Annotated in this window: 11 protein-coding genes and 1 pseudogene; 9 read left to right on the top strand and 3 right to left on the bottom strand. The window is 74.9% G+C overall.

Annotation, left to right across the window (positions count from 1 at the left end):
- Positions 1-24 precede the first annotated feature (24 nt).
- Positions 25-663 (top strand): annotated as a pseudogene (locus tag SL103_RS16520) (phosphotransferase); the annotation flags it as partial.
- Positions 664-690: 27 nt separating this feature from the next.
- Here SL103_RS16520 and SL103_RS16515 read toward each other — a convergent pair.
- The 3 genes from SL103_RS16515 to SL103_RS16505 are packed head-to-tail and all read right to left on the bottom strand — an operon-like array spanning position 691 to position 12,283.
- Entirely contained in the window at positions 691-1,968 is a 1,278-nt protein-coding gene (locus SL103_RS16515; RefSeq protein WP_099055424.1) for a cytochrome P450, read from the bottom strand.
- Positions 1,965-9,098 (bottom strand): amino acid adenylation domain-containing protein, encoded by a 7,134-nt coding sequence (locus tag SL103_RS16510; protein ID WP_069569792.1) that lies wholly within the window; start codon positions 9,096-9,098, stop codon positions 1,965-1,967. The genes SL103_RS16515 and SL103_RS16510 overlap by 4 nt, the downstream gene beginning before the upstream one ends.
- A 29-nt stretch (positions 9,099-9,127) precedes the next feature.
- Positions 9,128-12,283, bottom strand: coding sequence for a non-ribosomal peptide synthetase (locus SL103_RS16505; protein WP_069569791.1), 3,156 nt, complete (start codon positions 12,281-12,283; stop codon positions 9,128-9,130).
- Between the two features lie 369 nt (positions 12,284-12,652).
- Here SL103_RS16505 and SL103_RS16500 point away from each other — a divergent pair, with 369 nt between their 5' ends.
- The 8 genes from SL103_RS16500 to SL103_RS16465 all read left to right on the top strand — a co-directional run bounded on the left by SL103_RS16500 (position 12,653) and on the right by SL103_RS16465 (position 25,177).
- Entirely contained in the window at positions 12,653-12,865 is a 213-nt protein-coding gene (locus tag SL103_RS16500) for a hypothetical protein (RefSeq protein ID WP_069569790.1), read from the top strand.
- Between the two features lie 2 nt (positions 12,866-12,867).
- Positions 12,868-15,951 (top strand): non-ribosomal peptide synthetase, encoded by a 3,084-nt coding sequence (locus tag SL103_RS16495; RefSeq protein WP_069569789.1) that lies wholly within the window; start codon positions 12,868-12,870, stop codon positions 15,949-15,951.
- A gap of 70 nt (positions 15,952-16,021) precedes the next feature.
- Positions 16,022-19,015 carry a type I polyketide synthase gene (locus tag SL103_RS16490; RefSeq protein ID WP_069569788.1) on the top strand — a complete coding sequence of 998 codons (2,994 nt, stop codon included), beginning with the start codon at positions 16,022-16,024 and terminating at the stop codon, positions 19,013-19,015.
- A complete protein-coding gene (locus SL103_RS16485) occupies positions 19,012-20,139 on the top strand; it encodes a MupA/Atu3671 family FMN-dependent luciferase-like monooxygenase (protein ID WP_069569787.1) in 1,128 nt (375 codons plus the stop codon). The genes SL103_RS16490 and SL103_RS16485 overlap by 4 nt, the downstream gene beginning before the upstream one ends.
- Positions 20,136-21,911 (top strand): condensation domain-containing protein, encoded by a 1,776-nt coding sequence (locus tag SL103_RS16480; RefSeq protein ID WP_069569786.1) that lies wholly within the window; start codon positions 20,136-20,138, stop codon positions 21,909-21,911. Before SL103_RS16485 ends, SL103_RS16480 begins: the two co-directional genes overlap by 4 nt.
- Positions 21,908-23,209 (top strand): MFS transporter, encoded by a 1,302-nt coding sequence (locus SL103_RS16475; RefSeq protein WP_069569785.1) that lies wholly within the window; start codon positions 21,908-21,910, stop codon positions 23,207-23,209. Before SL103_RS16480 ends, SL103_RS16475 begins: the two co-directional genes overlap by 4 nt.
- On the top strand, positions 23,202-24,494 hold the full coding sequence (locus tag SL103_RS16470; RefSeq protein ID WP_069569784.1) for a condensation domain-containing protein: 1,293 nt from the start codon (positions 23,202-23,204) through the stop codon (positions 24,492-24,494). Before SL103_RS16475 ends, SL103_RS16470 begins: the two co-directional genes overlap by 8 nt.
- Positions 24,491-25,177: a thioesterase II family protein gene (locus SL103_RS16465; RefSeq protein WP_069569783.1), complete on the top strand. Its 687-nt coding sequence runs from the start codon at positions 24,491-24,493 to the stop codon at positions 25,175-25,177. The genes SL103_RS16470 and SL103_RS16465 overlap by 4 nt, the downstream gene beginning before the upstream one ends.
- Positions 25,178-25,246 lie beyond the last annotated feature (69 nt).

The raw sequence follows: 25,246 nt of genomic DNA, 5'->3' as shown, positions 1-25,246 counted from the left end.
TGCCTCTCCAGCTGGTCGACCCGGCCGGTGGCAGTGGGCGAGCCCGCCTTCGGCTATCCGTGGCCGGGGGCGGTGTCCCGCTGGCTGGACGGCCGGGTGGCGACCGCCGAGGCACTGGCCGGGTCGTCCGGGACCGCCGTCCGACTGGCCGAGTTCCTCCTCGCCCTGCAGCGGTTCGTCCCCGGGAACGTCCCGGCGGGGGCCGCCCGCGGGGACCTCACCGCCGGGTCGCCGGCCGACCGGGACCGCGCGACGCGGGCCGCCATCGCGCGGACCGGCGGCGTGTTCGACGCCGCGGCCATGACCCGGCTGTGGGACGCGGCGTTGGACGCCCCCGGATGAGAGCGCCCGCCGGTCTGGTTCCACGGGGACTTCCACACCGGCAACCTGCTGACCGTCGACGGCCGCCTCAGCGCGGTCCTCGACTTCGGCGGGCTCGGGGTCGGCGACCCGGCCCGCGACCTGACCATCGCCTTCACCCTGATGTCCGCCGGGAGCCGGACCGTCTTCCGCGAAGCGCTCGGCGTGGACGACGCCACCTGGCGCCGGGGCCGCGGCTGGGCGCCGGCCACCGGCCTGAACACCTACACCTCCTACGCCGCCGTCAGCCGCCGGGTCGCCGCGCAGACCACCGGCCGGATCACCGCGGCGCTCACCGGCTGAGGATCCGTTTTCGGGAGATGGGCGCGTTCACGAGGAGGAGGCCGTCGGGCCGGCGGCGGTGCAGCGGATCGGCAGTCGGCTGACGCCGGTCAGGAAGCTGGACCTGATCCGCTCGACCGGCCCGGCGAGCTCCAGACCGCCGACCTGGTTCCGCAACTCCGCCAGCATGACCCGGAGTTCGACCCTGGCCAGCGGGCCGCCGAGACAGAAGTGCGGGCCGTGGCCGAGGGTCAGGTGCCGGTTCGGGGTGCGGGAGACGTCGAAGCGGTAGGGGTCCGCGAAGACGTCCGGGTCGCGGTTGGCGGAGGTGTTCCAGAGGGTGACGATGTCCCCCGCCGCGATGTCGCAGCCGCGCAGGGTGAGGTCCGTCGTGGCGGTCCGGCCGAGGTGTGTCACCGGCGTCGTCCAGCGCAGCACCTCCTCGACGGCGGAGTCGAGCAGGCCCTCGTCCTCGCGCAGGCGCTGCCACTGCTCGGGGTGGTCGATCAGGGCCAGTACGGCACCGGCGGAGGACAGCCGGGTGGTCTCGTCGCCGCCGATGATGATGTTGTAGCAGTTCAGCAGCACTTCGGCGTCGCTGAGCGGCTTGCCGCCGGCCTCGCCGTTCGCCAGCAGGCTGACCACGTCCCCGCCCGGGAACTCCCGGCGGCCGGGCAGCAGTCCGGCGTAGTAGAGCAGGATGTCCTCCTGGGCGTCGGCCGCCGCCTCGGCGGCCTCGGCGGTGCCGTCCGCGCCCATCGCCGCCATGGTCAGGTCGAGCATCAGCGCGCGGTCGGCGGGCGGCACGTCGAGCAGTTCGCAGATGGCCATGAGCGGGATCTGGGCGGCGACATCGGCGACGAAGTCGCCGCCGCCCGCGTCGACGACGGCCGCCACCAGGTCCCTGGTCGCGGTCCGGACGCTGTCGGCGACCTGCGCCATGGCCCGGGCGGAGAAGGCGCCCTGCAGTACCTTGCGCACCGCGGAGTGCCGGGGCGGGTCGGTGACGACCAGCATCCGGCCGCCCGCGGAGTCGCCGCCGGTGAGCAGCGTGTCGAGCATGTTGCCCTGCTCGGAGCTGAGCCGGGCGGTGTCCCGGTAGACCGCGGCGATGTCCTGGTAGCGGGTGATCACCCAGAAGCCGGGGCGGTCGCCCTCGGCCTCGCACCAGGAGACCGGGTGGCTGTCCCGGAGGGTGCGCCAGGCGTCGCAGGCGTCCGGGTCCTGGTGGACCGCGGGGTCGATCAGCCCGAACGGGATGGTGTGACGCGGTGTCGTCGTGCCGGTCCCGGCGTCCCGGTGGGTGTCTGCGAGCGGCCTGTTCACCTGGTCTCCTGAGGGGTGGTCGGCGCGGGCGCCACGGGCAGTGCGCGGAGGCGTGCGGCGAGGACGGCGGCGATCTGGGCCAGCGGCTCGGGCGCGAGCATGTCGCCGTGCCGGCAGGCGACCGGATGGCTGTCGATCCGCCCGCGGACGTACGGCGCCCAGTTGGCCGGCCGTTCGGGGTCCGGGCCCTTGTCCTCGGTCGCCTCGAAGAACAGCAGGTCCGCGTCGAGCGGCCGGGAGTCGTGCCGGCGCTGGGCGTTGACGTTGTGCGTGAAGACGGTGGCCACCGCGGACAGTTGCCGGGAGCCGAGCGTGGCGAGCGCGCTGCCGTGCTCCTTGAGCAGGCGCAGTGCCGACTCGGGTGTGAGGGTGACGTCGTCCGGTTGCCGGAGGCCGAGCGAGTGCAGGACCTCGGCCAGCGCCTCCGGTTCGTCATGGTCCACCGGCCGGGCGCCGGGGAGCCGGGGGTACGCGTCGAGCAGTGCCAGCAGGGCGACCTCCTCGCCGTCGGCCCGCAGCAGCCGGGCCGTCTCGTGCGCGACGATCCCGCCCATGGACCAGCCGAGGAGGTGGTACGGGCCGTGCGGCTGGACGGTGCGCAGCCGGGCGACGTAGTCGCGGGCCATCTCCGCCAGGTCCGCGGCCGGTGGCCGGGAGCCGTCGAGCCCGCGTGACTGGAGGGCGTACACCGGGCGGTCGGCGTCCAGGTGACGCAGCAGCCCGGAGTAGACCCAGCCGATGCCGACGCCGGGATGGACGCAGAACAGTGGCTCGCGGGCGCCGTGCGGGCGCAGCGGCACCAGGACGTCCAGCGCGTCGGACGGGTCGGTGGGCCGGTCGGGGTCGGTCAGCAGCGCGGCGATGCCGGCGACGGTGGGCGTACGGAAGAGCGTGGCGATGCCGAGGTCGGCGCCGAGGGCGCTGCGCACCCGACCGGCGAGGCGGAAGGCGAGCAGGGAGTGTCCGCCGCGTTCGAAGAAGCTGTCGTCGATGCCCAGCCGGCCGGCGCCCTCGGGGCCGCTGAGGTCGAGGCCCAGCACCTCGGCGAAGAGGGCGAGCAGTTGGGCCTCCAGGGGCGTGCGCGGGGCCCGGCCGGCCCCGCCGGGTGCGACGGTCTCCGCTTCCGGCGCCGGCAGGGCGCGCCGGTCGAGCTTGCCGTTGGGGGTGAGCGGCAGGGCGTCCAGTACGACGACGCGCGGCACCATGTGCCGGGGCAGCCGGTGCTCGACGTGGCGGCGCAGGTCGAGGGCGGCGGCGGTGGCGCCGGGGGTGCGGACGGCGTAGGCGACGAGCCGCTGGTCCCCGGGCCGGTCCTCCCGTACGACGACGGCGGCCTGCGCGACCTCGGGGTGGTCGCGGACCGCCGCCTCCACCTCGCCCAGCTCGATCCGGAAGCCGCGGATCTTCACCTGGTCGTCGAGCCGGCCGAGGAACTCCAGCTCGCCGTCGGGGCGCCGGCGCACGAGGTCTCCGGTGCGGTACATCCGCGCGCCGGGTTCGCCGTACGGGTCGGCGAGGAAGCGTTCGGCGGTCAGCGTGGGGCGACCGAGGTAGCCGGTGGCCAGGCCCGGCCCGCCGAGGTAGAGCTCGCCCGGGACGCCGGGCGGCACCCGGCGCAGGCCGTGGTCGAGGACGTAGGCCCGGGTGTTCCAGGAGGGCCGCCCGATCGGTGGGGCGGTGTCGAAGGGGCCGGTGCCGAGCCAGGCGGTGGCGTACACCGGTGCCTCGCTGGGGCCGTAGATGTTGGCGATCCGGGCGCCGGGGAAGGCCGCCGCGATCTCGTTGGCGACCGGGGCGCTGAGCGCCTCACCGGCGAGCACGACGGTGCCGGCGGTCACCTGCGGGTCCAGCCGCGGCAGGAGGCCGGTGAAGACCGACGGGACGCCGCTGACCAGGGCGGGTGCGGTGATCGGGCCGGCTGCCAGGGCCTCCGGTTCGCCCAGGGCGAGCAGGTCGCGGTGGAGCCGTACGGTGCCGCCGGCGGCGAGCGGCCCGAAGATCTCGAAGATCGAGACGTCGAAGCTGACCGAGGTGGTGGCCTGCACCCGGTCCAGGCCGTCGGGGCCGAGGAATCCGGCGATCCAGGCCATCAGGTCGGCCATGTTGGCGTGCGAGACGATCACGCCCTTGGGCCGGCCGGTGGAGCCGGAGGTGTAGATGAGGTAGGCCGGGTCGGCGGGGCGCAGCGGCCGGGTGCGTTCGTCGTCGGTGAGGTCGGCGTCGGAGCGGCCGGCGAGCCGCCGCAGGGTCGCCGGCTCGTCGAGCACCAGCCGCGGGGTGCCGTCGGCGGGCAGCGCGCCGGCGGTGTCGAGGGTGGTCAGCAGCAGGGCGGGGGCGGCGTCGTCGAGCAGCAGCGCGATCCGCTCGGCCGGATAGGCGGGGTCGATGGGCAGGTAGGCGGCGCCGGCCTTGAGTACGGCGATCATGGCGACCAGCAGGTCGACGGAGCGGGGTGCGGAGAGCGCCACGATCCCCCCGGTCTGCACGCCGTGGGCGAGGAGTTCGCGGGCGAGGCGGTTGGCCCGGGCGTTGAGTTCCGCGTAGTCGAGCACGGTGCGGCCGCAGATGACGGCCGGGGCGGCCGGCTGCGCCTGGGCCCGTTCCTCCAGCATCCGGGGGAAGGGGCGGTCGGCGCTGCGGGGGCGGGAGTCACCGTGCCATCCGTCGAGTTGGCGCAGTTCCTCGGCGGAGAGCAGGACGGTGCGCTCGTGGCGGTGCTGCGGGGTGGTCGCCAGGGCGGTGAGCGCGCGGCGGTAGTAGCCGCCGATCAGCCGCACCTGTTCGTCGGTGAACTGGGCGGCGTCGTGCCGGAGATGGAGGTTGACCTCGGACGAGGTGAGGTCCTGGGCGAACTCGGCGCCGAACGGGATGCTGGTGTTGGTGATCCGCCGCTCGTCGAGGACCTCCAGCTCGTCGGACCGCTCCAGGACGGACCGGTAGACGCTGAAGCGGGTGAAGTTGAAGAACGTCTCGAACAGCTCCCGGCCGCCGAGCGCCCGGCGGATCTCGGGCATGGGGTAGCGGCGGTGCCGCTGGATGTCGATGTCGGTGCGGCCCACCGCGGCGACCAGGTCGTCCCAGCTGCCGCTGTCGAGCCGGGCGCGGAACGGCAGGGTGTTGAGGAACATGCCGAGGACGCGGTCGCCGTCCCGGTCCTCGGTGCGGCCGTTGTGGACCACGCCGGTGACGACGTCCGTGCTGCCGGTCAGCAGGCCGATGACGTGCGCGTGGACGGCGAGCAGCACGGTGCGGACGGGGACGCCGACCCGGCGGGCGCACCGGGCCACGCCCTCGGAGACCTCGGCGGGCAGCTCGACGGGGGTGAGGCGCATGTCGGGCCGGTCGCCGGGCGGGACGAGTCGCGGCAGGGCGCCGAAGTCGCTGCCGGCCAGTTCACCGGCCCAGAAGGCCCGGTGCTCGTCCGAGGCGATGGCCGCCTGCTCCTCGGCGATGAAGGCGCCGAAGTGTGCCCGGGGTGGCTCCCGGAACGGTTCCCGGGAACCACCGAGCAGACCGAGGTAGCGCTCGAACAGCTCGGTGATCAGGGAGCGTTCGCTCCAGCCGTCGAGGATCACGTGGTGTTCGGTCACCCACAGCTCGAAGGTCTCGTCGGTGAGCCGCTGGAGGTGGAAGCGGATCAGCGGGGCCCGTCCCCACGAGAACTCCCGGCGCTTCTCGTCCTCGAACCGCTGGTCCATGGCGGCCTGCCGGTCGGCGGCGGACAGCCGGCGGAGGTCTTCGAAGGTGAGCGGCGCGGGGACCTCGCGGTGCACCAGCTGGAGCGGTTCGCCGTACGTGTCCAGGTCGAAGGAGGTCCGCAGGACGGGGTGGTCGGCGAGCATCGAGTCCAGGGCGGACCGCCAGGCGGACTCGGACCAGCCGGCCCTGAGGTGGTAGCCCGCCACGTTGTGGTAGATCCGTTCGGCCGCGTTGAGGCCGCTGTGGTAGAGCATGCCGGCCTGCAGGCGGGAGAGCGGGTAGGCGTCCTCGACGTCGGCCGGCAGCAGGGCGCGGTCGGCGGCGGAGAGGAGGGCCAGCGGGCGGTGGTCCCGGCGGCCGGCTCCCGGGGTGCCGAGGGTGGTGTGCGGGGCCAGTTCCCGGATCGTCTGGTGGCGCAGCAGGTCCTGGAGCTCGAATTCCAGGCCGAGTTCGCGGGCGCGGCCGAGGATCGCGACGGTGCGGATCGAGTCGCCGCCGAGGAGGAAGTAGTTCTCGTCGGTGCCCACGCCGTCGACTCCGAGCACCTCGCTCCAGACCTGGACGAGGATCTCCTCGGCCCGGTTGGCGGAGGCGGTGGCGGGGGCGCCGGTGGGGCGGTCGGGGGCGGGCAGCCGCCGTCGGTCGACCTTGCCGTTGACGGTGAGCGGGAAGCGGTCCAGCACCACGAAGGCGGCGGGGATCATGTGGGTGGGCAGCACGCCGGCCACGTGGGTGCGCAGTTCGGCGACTCCCAGGCCGGTGCGGGCGGAGACCGCGTAGCCGACGAGGCGGCGCTCGCCGGTGTGGTCCGGTTCGGCGGTCACCAGGGCCTCGGCGACGTCCGGGTGGCCGGCCAGCGCCGCCTCGATCTCGCCGGGCTCGATCCGGTAGCCGCGGATCTTCACCTGGTCGTCGATGCGGCCGCGGTACTCCAGTTCGCCGGTCGGCAGCCGGCGGGCCAGGTCGCCGGTGCGGTAGGCCCGCCCGCCGGGGAGGGTGTGGAAGCGGGCCGCGTCGAGTTCCGGCCGGCGCAGGTAGCCGCGGGCCAGGCCGGCGCCCCGTACGTGGAGTTCACCGGTGACGCCGGTCGGCACCGGCCGGCCCCTGCGGTCGAGCAGGTCCAGGCTCAGGTCCGGGATCGGCACACCGATCACGCTGCTGTCGCTGTCGGTGTCCTCCTTGCGGATCGGCCGGTAGGTGACGTGCACGGTGGTCTCGGTGATGCCGTACATGTTGACCAGCTGCGGGCCGTCCGGGTGGCGCTCGAACCACGGGCGGAGCGCGCGCGGGTCCAGTGCCTCGCCGCCGAAGACGACGTAGCGCAGGGCGAGCGGAGGCCGCGGCGCCGCCCGGAGTTCCTCGCGCAGCAGCAGGGCGAAGGCCGACGGGGTCTGGTTGAGGACGGTGACGCGCTCGGTGCGCAGCAGTCGCAGGAAGTCCTCGGGGGAACGGCTGACCTCGTGCGGAACGACGACGAGGCGTCCGCCGTGGGCCAGTGCGCCCCACAGCTCCCACACCGAGAAGTCGAAGGCGTACGAGTGGAACAGCGTCCAGACGTCGTCCTCGCCGAAGCCGAACCAGGGCCGGGTGGCGGTGAGGAGCCGGGCGACGTTGCGGTGCGTGACGAGGGTGCCCTTGGGCTCTCCCGTGGAACCCGAGGTGTGGATGACGTACGCCAGGTCCTCGGGTGCGGGCCGGTGGGCGGGCGGCTCGTCCGGGAGGGCGGCCAGGGCCGCGGCGTCCTCGTCGAGGCGGACCACGGTGCCGGTGAATCCGTCCAGCCAGCCACCGGGGCGGCCCTGGACGACCACATGGGCCAGCGCGGCGTCCCGCAGGATGTACGCCAGCCGGGCGTCGGGGTACGCCGGGTCCAGCGGTACGTAGGCCCCGCCGGCCTTCTGGATGCCCAGTATCGCCACGACGAGGTCCGGGGAGCGCTCGGCGGCGAGGCCGACGAGGGTTTCGGGGCCGACGCCCAGGGCCCTCAGGTGCCGCGCGAGTTGGTTGGCGCGCCGGTCGAGCGCGCCGTAGGTGAGGTGGGTGTCCCCGTGGCTGACGGCCACCGCGTCGGGGCGCAGCGCCGCGTGGCGGGCGAAGCGCTCCAGGACGGTGGCCGCGTCCTCCTCCTCGGGGCTGCCGGCGGCGCCGGCTTCCGTTGCGGCGTCGGGTGTTCCGGCTTCCGCTTCGGAGGGGCTCAGCGCCAGGTCGTGCACCGGGTGGTCCGGGCGGGCGACGAGTTCGCTCAGCAACTCGGTGAAGTGCCGGGCGAACTGCTCGCTCATCCAGTCCGGCCAGGCGCTCTCGAAGTGGGCCACGCCGTCGGTCGTCACCACGACGCGCAGTGCGTGGCCGTGCGCCTCGGGCGTCGCGTGCCGGGTGACCGTGCCGCCTCCGGGCAGTTCCCGGCCGGTGGGGTACGGCTCGCGCAGCGCGAAGCCCACCGGGAGCGGGGGCTGTTCCTGCTGCGACCAGTCGGTGGAGGTGTCGCGCGGGGGCAGGCGCCGCAGCCGGCCGAGCAGGGTGCGGAAGTCGGGGTTGCCGGCGAGGGGGACGTGCACGGTCGCCGGTCCGGCGAACGGGCCGATGGTCCTCGCGAAGTCGTCGCCGCGGCCGTCGGGGCCCGGCGCGGCGAGCAGCAGGTCGTCGGCGTCGGTGTAGCGCTGGAGCAGGACGGCGAGTGCCGCGAGCAGCCCGTCGGCGAGCGGGGTGCCGGTGGCGGTGCACAGCGCGTCGAGCGCGGGCAGTGCCCCGGCGGGCAGCGGCACCCGGTGCGGCTGCCCGGTCGTGCGGCCGGTGGTCAGCGGGAGTTCCGGTACGGGGAGGTCCTCGCCGGGCTCCGGGGGCGGCCCGGGGGTGTCGAGCGGTTCCGCGGACCGGTCGCCGAACTGGCGCTTGGGCGGCTCGGGTGCCGGGGCGTGCGGGGCGAGGCGGGCGCCGTAGGTGGCCAGCAGGTCGTCCAGCAGGAGGTCGGCGGACCGCTCGTCGGCGACGAGGCGCGGGAGTGTGACCCGCAGCCGGAGCGCGGCCGCGCCGGTGCGGTGTGCGGTGGCGCGTACCAGGGGCCCGTGTTCGAGGTCGAACGGCCGGCCCGGCGCGTCCGCGGAGCCGGCGGGTTCGGCACCGGGGTGGTCGGTGGTCTCCCACAGCGGCGGCAGGTGGTCGGCGACCGACTGCACCAGCGTCGTGCCCTCGAAGCGGAAGCGGGTGCGCAGTGCCTCGTGGTGCTCGACCACCTCGTCCAGCGCCGACCGCAGTGCCGTCGCGTCGGGCACGCCGTCGAGGGTGAGGTCCAGCGCCAGGTGGTGGGGGGCGTGGTCCTCGGTCAGTTCGTAGGCGAGGTAGAGCTGTTGCTGCAGTGGCGTCGCCGGGACCGTACGGGCCGGACGCGCTCCTTCCGGTGCAGCTGCCCGGTCCGCCTCATGGGTGCTCACTGATCGTCGGCCCTTCTGTCACCGGTCTGCTATCGAGATCGTTCGGTTCGCCGGCGCCAGCCGCTGAGGGCCTGCGTCCGGGCGGCGGCACGCACCACGGGCCGGGAGCCTCCCGGGGCTCCCCCGCCGTCCTCGCCGGTCGCGTCGACATGGCGGGCGATGGCACGGACGGTGGTGTAGCGGAAGAGGTCGGCCGTGGTGAGCTGCGGGTACGGGTTCTGGAGGAGGGCGAGCACCCGCACGATCTGTCCGGAGGTGCCGCCCAGGTCGAAGAAGTGGGTGTCCAGGCCGTGGACGGGGGCGCCGAGGACGTGTTCCCAGGCGCGCCGGACCACCTCGGTGGCCCGGTCGGAGAGCGGCCCCGCCGACGGCTCGGCCGGCGCGGGTGCGGGCGCCGCCGGCGGCGCCCCGGCCGCCCATTGGGCCACCGCGGCGCGGTCCAGTTTCCCGTTGGGCAGCTGGGGCAGCGCCTCGACCAGCAGCCAGCCGGCCGGGATCATCGCGGGCACGAGCGAGACGGCCGCGTGCCGGCGGAGTGCCTCGGCGAGTTCGGCCGGCGCCGGTGCCGGGCCCCCGGTACCGGGTGCGCCCGCCGGGTCGGTGGGGATCAGGCAGGCGGTGACCGCGGTGCCGTCGCCGGTGACGGTGACCGCGGCCTCCTGGACGGCGGGGTGGGTCCGCAACACGGTCTCGATCTCGTCGAGTTCGATGCGCTGGCCGAGGATCTTGACCTGGGTGTCGGCCCGGCCGAGGAAGCGCAGCCCCTCCTCGGGGTCGAGGACGGCCAGGTCCCCGGTGTCGTAGCTGCTGCGGCCGTCGTACGGGGCGAAGCGCTCGGCGGTCAGGTCCGGCCGCTGCCAGTAGCCCGAGCCCACCCCCGCCCCGAGGATCAGCAGCCGGCCGGGGACGCCGGGTGGCAGCGGGCGGCCGTGGGCGTCGACCACCCGGCACTCCTCGCCGGCCAGCGGACGGCCGATGTGCACGGGTACCTGGGGCCGGACCCGCCACACCGTCGACCAGACGGTGGTCTCGGTCGGGCCGTAGCAGTTGAACACCGGGCCCGGCACCAGGTCGGTCAGCCGGTCGGCCAGGTCGCGGGCCAGCGGTTCGCCGCCCACGAACAGGACCGCGAGGCCGCCGAGCAGCCGCCGGCCGGCCGGGTCGTCGGCCAGGATCCGGGCCATGGTGGGGGTGCACTGGTAGAGCGCGCCGCGCGGCACCTCCGCGTCGGCGACCTGCCGGTGACTGGTCAGCAGCACCGTGCGGCCGGTGGCGAGCGGCCAGAACAGCTCCAGCACGCTGATGTCGAAGGAGATGCTCGCGCCGGCGACCGAGACCTGGGGCGGCTCGGGGAGTTCCCGCGCGAAGGCCGCGAACAGCGCGGCCAGGTTCTCGTGACGGACGATCACGCCCTTGGGCCTGCCGGTCGAGCCGGAGGTGTGGATGACATAGGCGGGGTCCTGCGGTGCGGGCACCGGCCACCGGCCCGGCGCGCGGCCGGCCACGGCGTCGGGGGCGACCAGCCGGACGCCGGTGGCCGCCAGGAGCCGCGCGGCCGGGGCGTCGCCGATGACCACGGACGGGCGGGCGTCCTCGACCATCAGCCGGAGCCGGCCCTCCGGGTAGCCGGGGTCCAGCGGCAGGTAGGCCGCACCCGCCCGCCATGCGGCGACCAGGGCCACGAGCAGGTCCGCCGTCCTCGGCAGGCACACGCCGACCCGGTCGCCGGGCCGCACACCGGCTTCGATCAGCGCGGCGGCCAATTCCCCCACCCGGCGGTCGAGTTCGGCGTAGGACACCCGCTCGGTCCCCGCGATCAGGGCGACGGCGTCGGGTGTGCGCCGGGCGTGCCCGGCGATCAGCTCGGGCACCGCCGGGCCGGTGTCGGCCGCTCCGGTGGGGGCGGAGGCCGGTGCAACCGGGTCGTACAGGCGCAGCGCGGTGAGCGGGACCGCGGGCGCGGTGCCGAACGCCGCGAGCGCCCCGGCCAGATGCTCGGCGAAGCGGCGCGCCGAGGCCGCGGGCAGCGCGGCGCGGTCGTAACCGACCGTCAGGGCGAGGGCAGCCGAGGACTCCTGCTGGAGCGTGACGGAGAGGCCGTACTCGCTGCGTACCTCGTCGGCCGGTACGAGCTGCCACCGCAGGTCGCCGGTGGTCAACGGGGCGGGTGCGGTGGCCTGGGTGCAGATGATCTGCGTCAGCGGGGTCCGGCCGGGGCGGCGGGGCGTTCCCGACGCGGTGAGGATGTCCTCAAGGGGCAGGTCGCAGTGGTCGAGGGCGTCGAACAGCGCGTCGACGGTCCGGTCGAGCACCGTGCCGGTGTCGGCGCCGTGCAGCGGCAGGCGTACCGGCAGGGTGTTCTGGAGACAGCCGATGACGTCGTCGTCCGCCGCGGCGCGGGTGGTGGCGACGGTGGCGAGCACGATGTCCTCGGAATCGCTGTACCAGCCGACGACCACGGCGACGGCGGCGAGCAGCTGCGCGAAGGGCGTGGCCCCGCTCTCCCGGGCCTGTCGGTGCAGTGCGGCGGTGAGTTCGGCGTCGAGCGGCAGGGACACCGCGCCGTGCCCGGCACCCGGCTCGGTCGCGAGGGCCGGCAGGGCGGTGTCCGCGGGCGCGCCGGCGAGGTGGTCGGCCCAGAACGCGTGGAGGGCCGCGCGGCGTTCGGGCCGCTGCGGGGGCCGGTGCGTGGCGGCGACGGGGAGCGCCTCGGGCCCCTCGGTGTACGCGTGGGCGAGCTGCCGCAGCAGGATGGCCGCGGAGTCCTCGTCGAACACGGCGTGGTGCACGCCGACGAGGCAGTGCGCGCCCCCGGGGGCACCGACGAGCCGGATCCGGCACAGCGGTCCTGCGCCGTGCGGGAACGGGGCGCGGGCCTCGTCGATCCATCCGCCGAGGGCGCCCTCGTCGTCCGCCCGCCCGGTCCGGACGTCGACGTCGGTGACGGGGTGGGTGCGCTGGGCGAGCCCCTCCGCCGTCGGGTGCAGTGACGTCCGCAGCGCGGGCTGTGCCGCGCAGACCGCCCTCGCGGCCGCGGCCATCCGTTCGAGGTCGACGGGGCCGTCGATGCGGATGTGCTGGAGCAGTGTCGTCGCTCTGCCGCCCTGCTGGTCGAGCAGAAAAAACCGGGTCTGTCCCGAGTCGGCCGGCCTGACCGTATTCCCGGGATCGTCAATGCTCGTCACCGAACAGCCCCCCGACTGAAATCCTCACCGGAATTAGTCGCGCCAGGCTATGGAGGCCGTTTGGCCCTGTCAAGAAGAATTCTGGGGGCGACGCCGCACACAAAGCGGGGGAATTCAAGAAGCGCGACACAGTGATCTAGATCACATTGATCATCTTCCCGGCGGCGCTGTAGCGTCAACCAAACCGCTGTGGCGGGTAATTGGGCCCGGCGGCCGTGGAAACTGGATGGAGCCGACCACCCCCCGGTAACACACCCTGTGACCGAACATTGGCACAGAAGCGGGGAATTCGGACTCATAGAATTCGGGGGCTGTCCAATGGAATTCGATGCTGACCCCTCCGTGCCCTCCTCCGAAAATTCGGCTGAAGTGGCGGAGAATCTCTGGAAAGAAATCCTCGGGAACGGTGCAGATCTCGGTAAAGGATTCCTGGAGAACGGCGGGGACTCGTTCCGCGCGGTCCTGCTGAGCAGTCGGCTCTACGAGCTGACCGGCCGGGAGGTCGAGTACCTCGACGTCCTGGAGGCCGACGGGGCCGGCGCGATCGCCCGCCTGCTCACCGCCGACGTCGCGGGGAGCTGACCGTGCGCTGGGAGCTGTCCCCCCATCAGGTCGACCTCTACACGGCCGACCAGGCCGCCGAGGACCCCTCGACCTATCTCGTGAACTGCGTCTACCGGATCACCGGTCCGGCCGACGAGCCCCGGCTCGCCGAGCGCTTCACGCGCCTGGCCGAGACCTACCCCGTGCTCGCCTCCCGCGTGGTCGAGGACGACGGGGCATGGTTCCTGGAGCCCGCACCGGACCCGCCGCTGCTGCGCTCCCTGCAGGTCGCGGACGCACCGGACTGCACGGCCGCCCGCCTGCGGCTGCGCGAGGAGCTGACCCGGCCCCTGGACCTCTCCAAGGGGCCGCTGTGCCGGGCCGTCCTGTTCCGGTACGGGCCGGACACCGCCGACCTCGTGCTCATCGCCCACCACCTCGTGGTCGACGGGCGGTCCATGGAACTGATCGCCCGCGGGGTCCTGACGGACGAGACCACCGAGCCCGCCGCCGACTGGGGCGACTGGGCGGCCGCGGCCCGCGCCCGGCTGCCCCGGCGCGCCGGTCGCGCGGCCGAGATCCGGGCCGAGCTGGCCACGGCCGACGTCGTCCCCTCCCTGGACTGGGCGGGCGCCGCGGGTGACACGCCCGGAGCCGGCGGCACCGCCCCCACCGGCGGCGGCGTCGCCGAGGCACTGCTGCCCGCCGCGCTGCACCGGAGCCTCCGCGACCTCGGCACCGAACTGGGCGTCACCCCCTATTCGGCCGTCCTCGCCGCGGCGGCCCTCGTCCTCGGCCGCAACTCCGGCGCCGCCCGCCCGGTCATCGGCACCACCGTCTCGCGGCGTTCACCGGCACACGCCACCACCGTCGGCTACTTCAACAACACCACTCCGGTCCCGGTCCGCCTCGACGGGCAGGCCACCGTGGCGGACTTCCTGCGGGCGGTGCACCGGCGCGGTGTGCAGGCGTACCGCGACGCCGACCTGCCGCTGTCCTCCGTGCTGCCGGGGGCCGGCCTCACCGCGCCCCAGCTGGTCGTGTCGGCCATCGACACGCTGCCCGCACTGCGCGACGGGGACCGGCACGCCGTCCCGCACGAGGACCAGGGCCTGGGGACCGCCCACTTCCCGCTGACCCTCGGCCTGTACCAGGAGCACGAGCGCACGGACGGCATCCGGATGCTGCTGCGCCACCAGCGGGCCCTGGTCACCGAGGAGGCCGCCGCCCTCTTCTTCCGCCAACTCACGGCGGTGCTGACCCACTTCACCGACCGGCCCGACCGGCGCCTGGACGACGTGGACACCCTGCCGGACGGGGAACTCGCCGCCCTGCTCGCCACCGGCCGGGGCGCGCGGCTCACGGATCCGCCGGTCGCCCTGACCGAGCTGTTCGCGCACCGGGTGCGCGAGGCCGCCGGGCACACCGCCGTGGTCTGCCGGGACGAAAGCGTCAGTTACGGCGAACTCGACGCACGCTCACGGCAGTTGGCGCAAGCGCTGATCGAATCGGGGGTCCGCCCCGGTGACCGGGTCGGGGTCTGTCTCGACCGGGGCGTCGGGCAGATCGCCGCCGTGCTCGCCGTGCTCCGCGCGGGCGCCGCCTACGTCCCCCTCGACCCCGACTACCCGCCGCAGCGCCTCGCCTTCGTCATCGAGGACACCGGGCTGCGGACCGTCGTCACCGAGGGCGGCCTGCTCGCGGACGTCCCCGGCCTGCACCGGGTCGCGCCGGACGCCGCACCGGAGGACCCCGGTGTTCCGCTGCCTGCCGTGGGCCCCGAGGCCACCGCGTACCTCATCCACACGTCCGGCTCGACCGGTCGCCCGAAGGGTGTCCGGGTCAGCCACCGCAATGTGACCGCCCTGCTCGCCGCGACCCGTGAGGAGTACGCACCGGGCGCCCGCGACGTCTGGTCGTACTTCCACTCGCTCGCCTTCGACTTCTCCGTCTGGGAGATCTGGGGGTGCCTGCTCACCGGCGGCCGGCTGGTCGTCGTCCCCTATGACGTCTCCCGCGACGCGGAGGCGTTCCACGCGCTGCTGCGCGCCGAGGGCGTGACGGTGCTCAACCAGACCCCGTCGGCCTTCGCGCAGTTGGTGAACACCGAGGCGTTCCGCGCCGGCGGCCTGGCGGTGCGCCTGCTGATCTTCGGCGGGGAGGCCCTCGACCGGGGGGTGCTGCTGCCCTGGCTGGACCGCTACCCCGAGGACGTCTGCCGGCCCGTCAACATGTACGGGATCACCGAGACCACCGTCTTCTGCACCTGGCACCCCGTCGACCGGGCCGAGGCGCTGCGCGGCAGCCGCTCCATCGGGCGGCCGATACCCGGTTGGGACCTCTATGTCCGCGACGACCGCGGCCGGCCTGCCGCACCCGGAGTGCCCGGTGAGATCTGGGTCGGCGGGGCCGGCGTCACCCAGGGCTATCTCGACCGGCCGGAGCTGAACGCCGAACGCTTCCCCGAGGACGATCTGACGGGCACGCCCGGTGCCCGCCTCTACCGCAGCGGCGATCTCGGCCGGTTCCTGCCCGACGGGCAGATCGAGTACCTCGGCCGGCGCGACGACCAGGTGAAGATCCGCGGGCACCGCATCGAGCTCGGCGAGATCCGGCACGCCCTTCTGGAGGACGACCGGGTACGGGCGGCCGCCTCCCTGGTACGGGCCCCCGACGGGCCGGCGACCGCACGCATCGACGCGTACGTGGTCACCGACGCGCCCCGGGAGCTGGCGGACATCCGGCAGCGGCTCGCCGAGCGACTGCCCGGCTATCTGCTGCCCGCCACCCTCACCGCGGTACCCGAACTGCCCCTCACCGCCAACGGGAAGCTCGACACCGCGCTGCTCCCCGACCCCCGGCCCGCGCAGCCCCCCTCGGCACCCGCCCCGGCGGAGCAGTCGGGGCCCGAGGCGGCCATGGCCGCCCTCTGGGAGCGGGTCCTGGGCCTTCCGGTGGGCCCCGACGACAACTTCTTCGACCTCGGTGGCACCTCCGTGCAGGCCGTGCTGCTGGCCACCGCGCTGCGCGAGGAGAACTACCCCGCCATCCGGTTGCGGGACATCTTCCGCAACTCCACGCCCCGCCGGCTGGCCGCCGCGGTCGCCCCGCGGACAGACGCATGAGGCCGCCCCTGCGGGTCCCGCCGAGCGGACCGCAGCCGAGCAGGCCGTACGCAATGGAAGGAGAACCGGCATGACAGAGCTGGACAATGCCGTGGCCGTGGTGGGGCTTGCCCTGCGGGCCCCGGGCGCATCGGATCCGGAGACCTTCCTCGCCCGTCTCGCCGGGGGCGAGGTCTCGCTGCCGGCGGCCCGGGGGGAACGGACCGCCAACGGCAGCCTGCTCAGCGGGCAGATCGACCGCTTCGCCGAGTTCGACGCCGAACTGTTCGGGATGGCGCCCGCCCACGCGGCGCTGACGGACCCTCAGCACCGGGTGATCGCCGAGCTGGTCTGGGAGGCCATGGAGGACGCCTGCCTGGACACCCAGCGCGCCGGCGACCGGGTCGGCGTCTTCGTCGGCGGTGGTCCCGACATCTACCTGCACCGCAACGTGCTGCCCGACCAGCGGACCGTACGGGCCCACGGGACCGAGCAGATCATGCTCGGCAACTCCCGTGACTTCCTCGCCACCGCGCTCTCCTACCGGCTCGGCTTCACCGGCCCGAGCATGACGGTGCAGACGGCCTGCTCCACCTCCCTGGTCGCCGTCCACCAGGCCGTGCGCAGCCTGCTCACCTACGAATGCGACGTGGCGCTCGCGGGCGGGATCACCGTCTTCCCGGTCGAGCGGCCCGAGCACGAGGGGCCCGAGGGCGGCATCTACGCGCCCGACGGCCGCTGCCGCAGCTTCACCCAGGGCAGCCGGGGGACGGTGCCGTCGAGCGGCGCCGGCATCGTGGTGCTGCGCCGGTCGGCCGACCTCGCCGACGGCGCCGGCCGCGCCCGGGCGCACATCGTCGGCAGCGCGGTCAACAACGACGGCGCCGACCGGATGGGCATGACCGCGCCCAGCCCGCGGGGCCAGGCCGACGTGCTCCGCGAGGCCCTGGAGGTATCCGGGCTCTCCCCCGCGGACATCGGCTACATCGAGGCGCACGGCACCGGAACCGTCCTCGGCGACCAGGTCGAACTGGCGGCGCTGGCCGAGGTCTACGGCACCGGCACAGCCGCTCCGCGCTGCGCGATCGGCACGGTGAAGCCGAACATCGGCCACACCGACAGCGCGGCCGGGGTGCTCGGCCTGATCAAGACGGTGCTGGCGCTCCAGCACGACACGCTCCTGCCGGTCGCCGGCCAGCCGGGCGACGGCCCGGACGCGGATCTCGGCGCGGCCCGGTTCTTCCTGCCGCGGAAGCCCGCGACCTGGAGCGCCGAGGTCCCGCGCCGGGCCGCGGTCAGTTCGTTCGGCTTCGGCGGCACCAACGCGCACGTGATCCTCGCCCCGGCCGACCCCGTCCCGGAACCCGCCGCGGCACCGGACGACCGGCCGCGGGTGGCGGCGCTCTCCGCCGCGACCCCGCAGGCGCTGCGCGACAAGGCCAAGGACCTGGCCGACTGGCTCGACGGCCCCGGCGCGCGCAGCGCCCTCCCCGGAGTGCTCGGCACCCTGTGGCACGGCCGGCGCCGGCTCGCCCGCCGGTCCGCCGTCGCGCTGCCCACCGACCCGGCCGCCGCCCGCGAACAGCTGCGGCAGTGGCTGCTGGAGACGGCGAAGGGAGCCGACGCGCCGGCGGCGGTGGCCGATGCCCCGGTGGCCGTGATGCTGCCCGGGCAGGGCACCCGCCTGGCGGGCACCGGGGCGTCGGCCGCCGAGGACCCCCGCTTCGGCGAGGACCTCGCCCGGCTGTCCGCCGCCGTGCTGCGGGCCGGCGGCCCCGATCTGCGCGGCTTCGAGACCTGGGAGGGCGACGACCCGCGGCTGCTGGACACCTCCGTGATGCAGCCGCTGCTGTTCGTGGTGGGCCTGGCGCACCTGTGGCGGCTGGAGCGCCGGGGCGTCCGGCCGCGCGCGCTGCTCGGCCACAGCGTCGGCGAGCTGACCGCGGCCGCGTACGCCGGAGTGTTCGGCGTGGAGGACGCGGCCGCAGCCGTCGTACGGCGCGGAGCGCTGATGAGCCGGGCCCCGGCCGGGGCAATGCTGGCCGTCCCACTGGACGAGGACGCCGCCCGCGACCTCGCCGCGGGGCTGCCCGCCGACGTGTGCGGCGTCAACGGCCCCGACACGACGGTGCTCGGCGGCGACCCGGACACGGTCGCCGAGCTGGAGCGGCGCTGCGCCGGGCGCGGGCTCTCCGCGCAACGGCTGGAGACCGCGCACGCCTTCCACTCCCGCGCGATGGACGAGGCCGCCGCCGGCTTCGGGGAGTTCCTCGCGACCCTGCCGCTGTCCGCACCCCGGCTGACCGTCATCTCGAACCGCACCGGCGCGGAGCTGACCGCCGAGCAGGCCACCGACCCCGCCTACTGGGCAGGGCAGTTGCGCGGAACCGTGCGGCTGGCCGACGGGATCCGCACCCTGCTGGCGGGCCGCCCCGCCGCGGTCGTCGGCATCCACGGCGGCCGCGCGCTGACCAATCCCGTACGGCACACCGCCCGCCTGCTGGGCCTGGCACACCCGCCGACGATCATCGAGCTGCTCGGGCGCTCCGGTGCGGACGAGGCACTGGCTCACGAGGACGCGCTGGCGCGACTCTGGGCGGCCGGCTGCCCGGTGGAGTTCGACGTGCCCCACGTCACCTCGCCCGTCCCGCTGCCGCGTTACCCGTTCGCGGCCACCCGGCACTGGATCGAGGCGACGCCGGGGGCCCTGCCCCACGAACGGCCCGCCGCTGCCGCCGCCCCGGCCCACGAGCCGGTGCCGCAGCCCGCGCCGGCGGCGCCCGCGGACGCCGCGGAGGAGCCGGCCGGCGACCTCGCCGTCGCGATCACCGCCATCTGGCAGGAGGCGTTCGGCGGCGAGCCGCTGCAGCCGTCCGACAACTTCTTCACCCTCGGCGGTACGTCGCTGCAGGCCGCCCAGCTCCTCACGGTCGTCAACGACACACTGCTGCTCGGCGTCGCGCTCGGGGACCTCTACGAGCACTCCGACCTCGGTGCCTTCATCAGCCGCGCCGAGGAGCTCGCCGGCGCGCGGGACGACGCCGAACTCCTGCGGCTGCTCGACGAGATCGAAGGGACCCCGTGAACGACCTCTCCCAGCGACTGGCCGCCCTCACGCCCGAACAACGGCGCGTCCTCGGCCAGGAGATGCGCCGCCGCGCGGCCCGGACCGGGCCGGCGGCCGCCGACGGATCCCCGGGCGCCCCCGCCCGGCAGAGCCTGTACTTCTTCGCCAGCGCGGACACGGTCTCCCCTCAGGAGTACTACCGCTTCGTCCTCGACGCGGCGGCGCGGGCCGACGCGGCCGGCCTGCACGCCGTATGGCTCCCGGAGCGGCACTTCGTGGACTTCGGTGGGCACTCGCCGAACCCGGCGGTGCTGGCCGCCGCGGTCGCCGTGCGCACCGAGCACCTCCGGATCCGCGCCGGCAGCGTCGCCGCGCCGCTGCACCACCCGGCGCGGATCGCCGAGGACTGGTCGGTGGTCGACAACCTGTCCGGCGGCCGGAGCGGGATCTCGTTCGCCAGCGGATGGCATCCCGACGACTTCGTGCTGGCCCGTACCGACTACGCCGACCGGCGCGCGGACACCCTGCGGATCATCGAGCAGGTGCGGGCGCACTGGCGGGGCGAGGCGGTGAGCCATCCGACCACCGCCGGGGGCACCGCCGCGGTCCGCACCGGCCCCCGGCCGGTGCGGCCGGACCTCCCGGTCTGGCTCACCTCGGCGGGCCACGGGGAGACCTTCGCCGCCGCCGGACGGGCCGGTTACGGCGTGATGACCGCGCTGCTGGGCCAGACGCTGCCGGTGCTGCGGGAGAACATCGCCGGCTACCGCGCGGCATGGCGGGAGGCCGGCCACGCCGGGGACGGCGACGTGGTGGTGATGGTGCACGCCCACGTCAGCGACCGGCCCGACCTGGAGGACTACCTGCGTCCGGCCATGCACGGTTACCTGCGCGCCTACCGCAGTCAGACGGCCGCGTCCGGCGAGGAGGAGGCGGTGCTCCTGGAGAGCGCCTACCTCAACTTCCTCCAGGGCCCCTCGCTCCTCGGCACGCCCGACAAGGCCGCGGGGGTGCTCGGGCTGCTGCGCGAGGCGGGCGCCGACGAGGTGGGGTTCCTGGTGGACTTCGGGCTGCCCACCGACGACGTGCTGGCGGCGCTGCCCGCCCTGTTCGCCTGCATACCCGCGGAGGCTGCCCGATGAGCGCGGCGGAGTCGGCGCTCGCGGCCCGGCTGGCCGGCCTCGCCCCGGAGAAGCGGGCCGCGCTGCTGGCCCGGCTGTCCCAGCAGCGTTCCGGCAAGCGGCCGCTGCGGCCCCGCCCCGGGCCGCGCGACACCTTCCCCGTGGGCATGGACCAGGAACGGCTGTGGATCCTGGACCAGCTGTACCCCGGCACCACCACCTACACCCTGGGGTTCGGGCTGCGCTTCCTCGGCGAGTTCGACCGGCACGCCTTCAGCGAGGCGGTGGCCGTCGTGGTCGGCCGGCACGAGCTGCTGCGCTCGGCCATCGAGACGGACGGCGCACGGCCGGTGCTGCGGCTGCACCCGGAGCGGGGCGCCGACCTCACCTTCACCGACCGGTCCGACGGGCCGGACGGCGAACGGGAGCGGCGCCGGGCGGAGTTCATCCGGCAGCAGGTCCGGCGCCCGTTCGACCTGGCCCGGGACCCGGTGCTGCGGATCGGGGTGGCGGACCTGGGCGGCGGTGACCACCAGATCGTGCAGACCATGCCGCACTCCTTCACCGACCAGTGGTCGTACGTACGGCTCAACAGCGAGCTGCTGGAGACGTACTGCGCCGTCCGGGAGGGCCGGGAGCCTCAACTGCCCGACCTTCCGGTGCAGTTCGGCGACTACGCGCAGTGGCAGCGGGAGTACTTCGAGAGTGAGCACGGCGAGCGGCACCGGGCGTTCTGGCGCACGTACCTGTCCGACGTCCCGGACCGGCCGCTGCTGCCGTACGACCACTCCCCCGAGTCCGAGGACCGCACCGGGCGGCAGTACAACTTCGTCCTGGACCAGAAGACGGCCGCCGCCTTCATCGCCCGCGCCAAGGAGGCCCGCAGCACCGTCGCCAACGCGATGGCCGCCGTCTACGCGGCGCTGCTGTACGAGGAGAGCGGCGCGCGGGACATCCTCCTCGGGGTGCCGAGCGTGACCCGCAGCGAGCCGGCCGTCCAGGACCTGGTGGGTTTCCTGCTCACCAACGTGCCGCTGCGCATCCGGCTGCCCGAGGAGCCCACCCCGTACGACTTCATGGCCGCCACCCAGGCCGCCGGTGCCGCCGTCGCGGAGCACCACGAGACGCCGTTCGGTGAGATCGTCCGGGCCGTCGCCCCCGAACGGTCGGTGCACAGCTATCCGCTGCTGCGGACCATGCTCGTCCACCTGGACCTCGCCGAGACGGTGTCCTACTCGGTGCCCGGTGCCACGGTCTACGCCAACGCGGTGCCCGAGGGCATCTCCTCGATGGACGCGACGGTCGCCTGGTGGCACCTGGGCGACCTCGTCTACGGGCGGTTCGAGTACCGGACCGCGCTGTTCGAGCCGGAGACCATCGACCGGCTCGCCCGGCGGCTGCTCCAGCTGGTCGAGGTCTTCGCCACTTCCCCCGACACCCCGCTCGGCAGCCCGGCCCGGCACGCCGCCGAGCAGGTGCGCGCCGCCTGGTGCGAGGCGCTGGCCGTCCCCTCCGCCGCCCCGGACGACACGTTCGCCGCCGGTGGCGGCACCCCGCTGCTGGCCGTACGGCTCGCCCGGCTGCTGACGGCCCGGGGCTTCCCGGCCGGTGCCCGGGACGTCACCGGGCACACCACCCCGGCCGGCCTGACCGACCTGCTGCTGGCCCGCGGCAATCCGCTGACGCCGGCCGGCATCCCGGACTCCGCGGTCCCTGGCCGGGCGGGCGTCTCGGAGGAGTACCTGGAACAGCTCTTCGCCAGCACCCAAGGTGCGGAACAGGAGAACCGATGACCTCGCCCCCCGGGCCCGGCGCCGCGGTGCCGGAACGCCGGCCGCTGGTGGTCCTGCTGCTGGCCCACTACCTGTCGTCGTTCGGCAATGCCGTGACGGTGGTGACCATTCCGTTGTACGTGCTCGGGGTCACCGGCAGTTCCGTCTCCACGGGCCTGGCGGGCTTCGCCAACACGCTGCCGCTGATCTTCGCGGGCGCCGTCGGCGGGGTCTGGATCGACCGCATCGGCGGCAAGCGGATGAGCGTGCTCTGCGATCTGCTCGCGGGTACCGTCATCGGGCTGATCCCGCTGCTCAACGACACGGTGGGGCTCGCCCTCCCGGTGCTGATGGGGCTGCTCTTCGTGCGCAGCCTGGGCTCCACACCGACCGGCGCGGCCCGGCAGAGCCTGCTCAAGGCGCTCGCCGACGGGGCCGGGGTGCGGCTGGAGAGCGCCAACTCCTGGATGCAGGGCGCGCCGCGGCTGGGCCTGCTGGTCGGGGCGCCGCTCGGCGGTCTGCTCGCGGCCGTGTCCGGGCCGGTGGTCGGCATGTACGTGGACTCCGCGACGTTCCTGCTGTCCGCGCTGCTGGTCGGGGTCGCCGTACCGCGCGGACCGGTCGCTCCGGCCGCCGAGCGGCAGGGCTTCGTCCGGCAGCTCACCGAGGGGCTCCGGCTCGTCAAGCAGCTCCCGGTGATCGGCGCGATGACCTCGTTCGTGTTCGTCACCAACTTCCTCGACGACGCCTTCACCCCGGTCATCCTGCCGGTCTACTCCGACCAGGTGCTGGGCGGCGGCCAGTACCTCGGCTGGCTGGTGGCCGCCTCCGGATGCGGCGCCGTCGCCGGCACGTTCCTGTACGGCCCCGTCAGCAAGCGGGTGCTCACCAGCCGCCGCTGGACGCTGCTGGGCTGCTTCCTGGTCATCGGCGCACTGCGGCTGGCGCTCGGCGGGCAGCCGGGCGCGGTGCTGTCCATCGCCGTCTCGTTCCTGCTGGGGCTGGCCGCCGGGCCGCTCAACCCGGTGCTGTCCACCGTGATGCTCAACAAGGTGCCGCAGGCCCTGTTCGGGCGGGTCTTCGCACTCACCTCGGCGGTCGCGATGAGCGCCGCCCCGGTCGGCATCCTGGTGGCCGGCTGGGCGATCCACGGCATCGGGCTGCGCTGGACCCTGCTCGCCTTCGGCGCGACCTACGTCGTGCTGGTCCTGGTCTCGCTGCGCAACCGCGCGCTGCGGGAGATGGACGACCTGACCCCGCCCGAGGCCGCCGGCGGCGACGGTGCGGAGGGCGCGGACAAGGAGCTGGCCCGTGACTGAGACGGCGCTGCGGGTGCAGCCCGCCTCCGCGCCGGAGCGGCAGTTCTGGCTCGGTGAGCAGATCGCCCCGGCGAGCGGCGCCAATCGGGTGCTCGCCGAGGTCCGTGCCGACGGCCCGGTCGACCTGTCCGTGCTCGACGCGGCACTGTCCGCCGTGGCCCGCCGGCACGAGGCGCTGCGCACCGCCTTCGTCATCGAGGACGGGCAGGTGGTGCGCACCGTCCTCGCGGAGCCGGTGGCCGAGCCGCCGCTGCGGCTGGCCGCCGGCACCGGCTTCGCGGAGGCGGCCGCCGCGCTGCTCGGCGCGGACACCTTCGACCTCGCCGCGGGCCGGGTGCACCGGGCCGGGGTCGCCCCCGACGCGGAGGGCGCCACGGTCTTCCTCGCCGTCCACCACATCGCCTTCGACGGCCTGTCGCAGGAGGTGTTCGCCACCGATCTGGCCCGCGCCTACGGGTTGGCCGCCGGCGGCCGGGCGCCGGACCTGCCGGTACGGGAGCGGCCGGCGCCCGGCGGCCCCGCGCCGGCGCAGCGTGCCGAACTCACCGCGCACTGGCGCACCGTGCTGGCGGGCGCGGCCGACCTGCCCGTCCCGGACGGCGGGCCGGCACCGAGTCAGCGCGCCCTGGCCCAGGCCGGTGTCGCGGAGCGGCGGGACACCTGCCCGCCGGGTGTCTGGCAGGCGGTGTGCGCCGCGGCCCGGCGCAGCGCCTGCTCCCCGTTCGTGGTGCTGCTGGCCGCGTACGGCAGGGCGCTGGCCGGACTCACCGGTGGCGCGGACTTCTGCGTCGGCACCCCGGTGGTCGCCCGTGCCGCCGGGCAGGAGGACGAACTCGGCTGCCTCATCAACACGTTGCCGGTCCGGATGCCGGAGCTGTTCTCGCCCGGCGCGGTCGAGCGGGTGTGGGCGGCGGTGCGGGACACCATCCTGGGGTCCGCGCTGCCCTGCGACGAGATCGTGCGGGCCGCCCGGACCGTGGCGGGCCGCCGGATGCCGGTCTACCAGGCGGTGTTCGCGTTCGAGAGCTGGCGGCGGGTCGAGCATCCGGCGGGCCCGGTGCGGATGCACACCGTGCCGGTGCCGCCGGTGGGGGCGGTCGCCGAGATCCAGCTCCAGATGTGCGAACTGCCCGACGGGACCCTGAAGTGCGTCTTCCAGGCTCCGCTGACCGGGTCCTGGGCGCCCCGCCTCGCCGACCTGATGCTCGGCTTCCGTACCCAACTCGGCCTGCTGGCGCCCGAGTCCGGCCCGCCGCACCTCATCGACCCGGAAGGTCCCGCATGACCACGACGCTGTTCTGCCTGCCCTACGCCGGCGCGGGGGCCGGGGTCTACCGGCCCTGGTTCCGGCGGGAGTCCGAGGTGCTGCGCGCCGTGCCCGTCCAGGTGCCGGGGCGGGAGGAGGAGTTCAACGCACCGTTCTACCGGACGATGGCCGAGGCCGCCGCCGGTACCGCCGGGCGGATCAGCGCGGCCGCGGGCAAGGAGCCGTTCGTCGTCTTCGGGCACAGCTTCGGGGCGATCCTGGCCTACGAGGCCGTCCGGCACCTCGTCGCCACCGGCGGCCCGCTGCCGGTCCGGCTCGTCGTCAGCGGTTCGACCAGCCCCCGCCACCGCCAGGCCGAGCCGCTCGACGCCGACGACGAGGTGGCGGCCGCCCAGGCCGCCGCCATCGCGGGCCGGGAGATCGAGGTGTTCGCCGATCCGACGGCCCGGGCGCTGCTGCTCCCGGCGATGCGCGCCGACGTGGGCCTGCTGGCCGACTACGCGCCAACTGCCCACACCCCGCTGCCGGTACCGCTCACCGCGCTCCGCGGCGACGCGGACCATCTGGCGCCCGCCGCCGAGTGGCGGGACTGGTCGGCGTTCACCTCCGGGCCCTTCTCGGCGGTGGAGTTCCCCGGCGGCCACATGTATCTGACGGACCGCTGGGCCGAGGTGTGGCGGACCGTTGAGGCGCTGGTGTGAGCGCCGCCGCGCGACCCGGTCCCCGGCCCGGGGACGCCCCCTGCCCACCGGCATGCCGGCCGACCGAAC

The sequence above is a fragment of the Streptomyces lydicus genome (assembly GCF_001729485.1).
In the GTDB taxonomy this organism is placed as follows: domain Bacteria; phylum Actinomycetota; class Actinomycetes; order Streptomycetales; family Streptomycetaceae; genus Streptomyces; species Streptomyces lydicus_D.
Note: the sequence above shows the minus strand (reverse complement) of the source record. Positions and strands in the feature narration are given on the sequence as shown.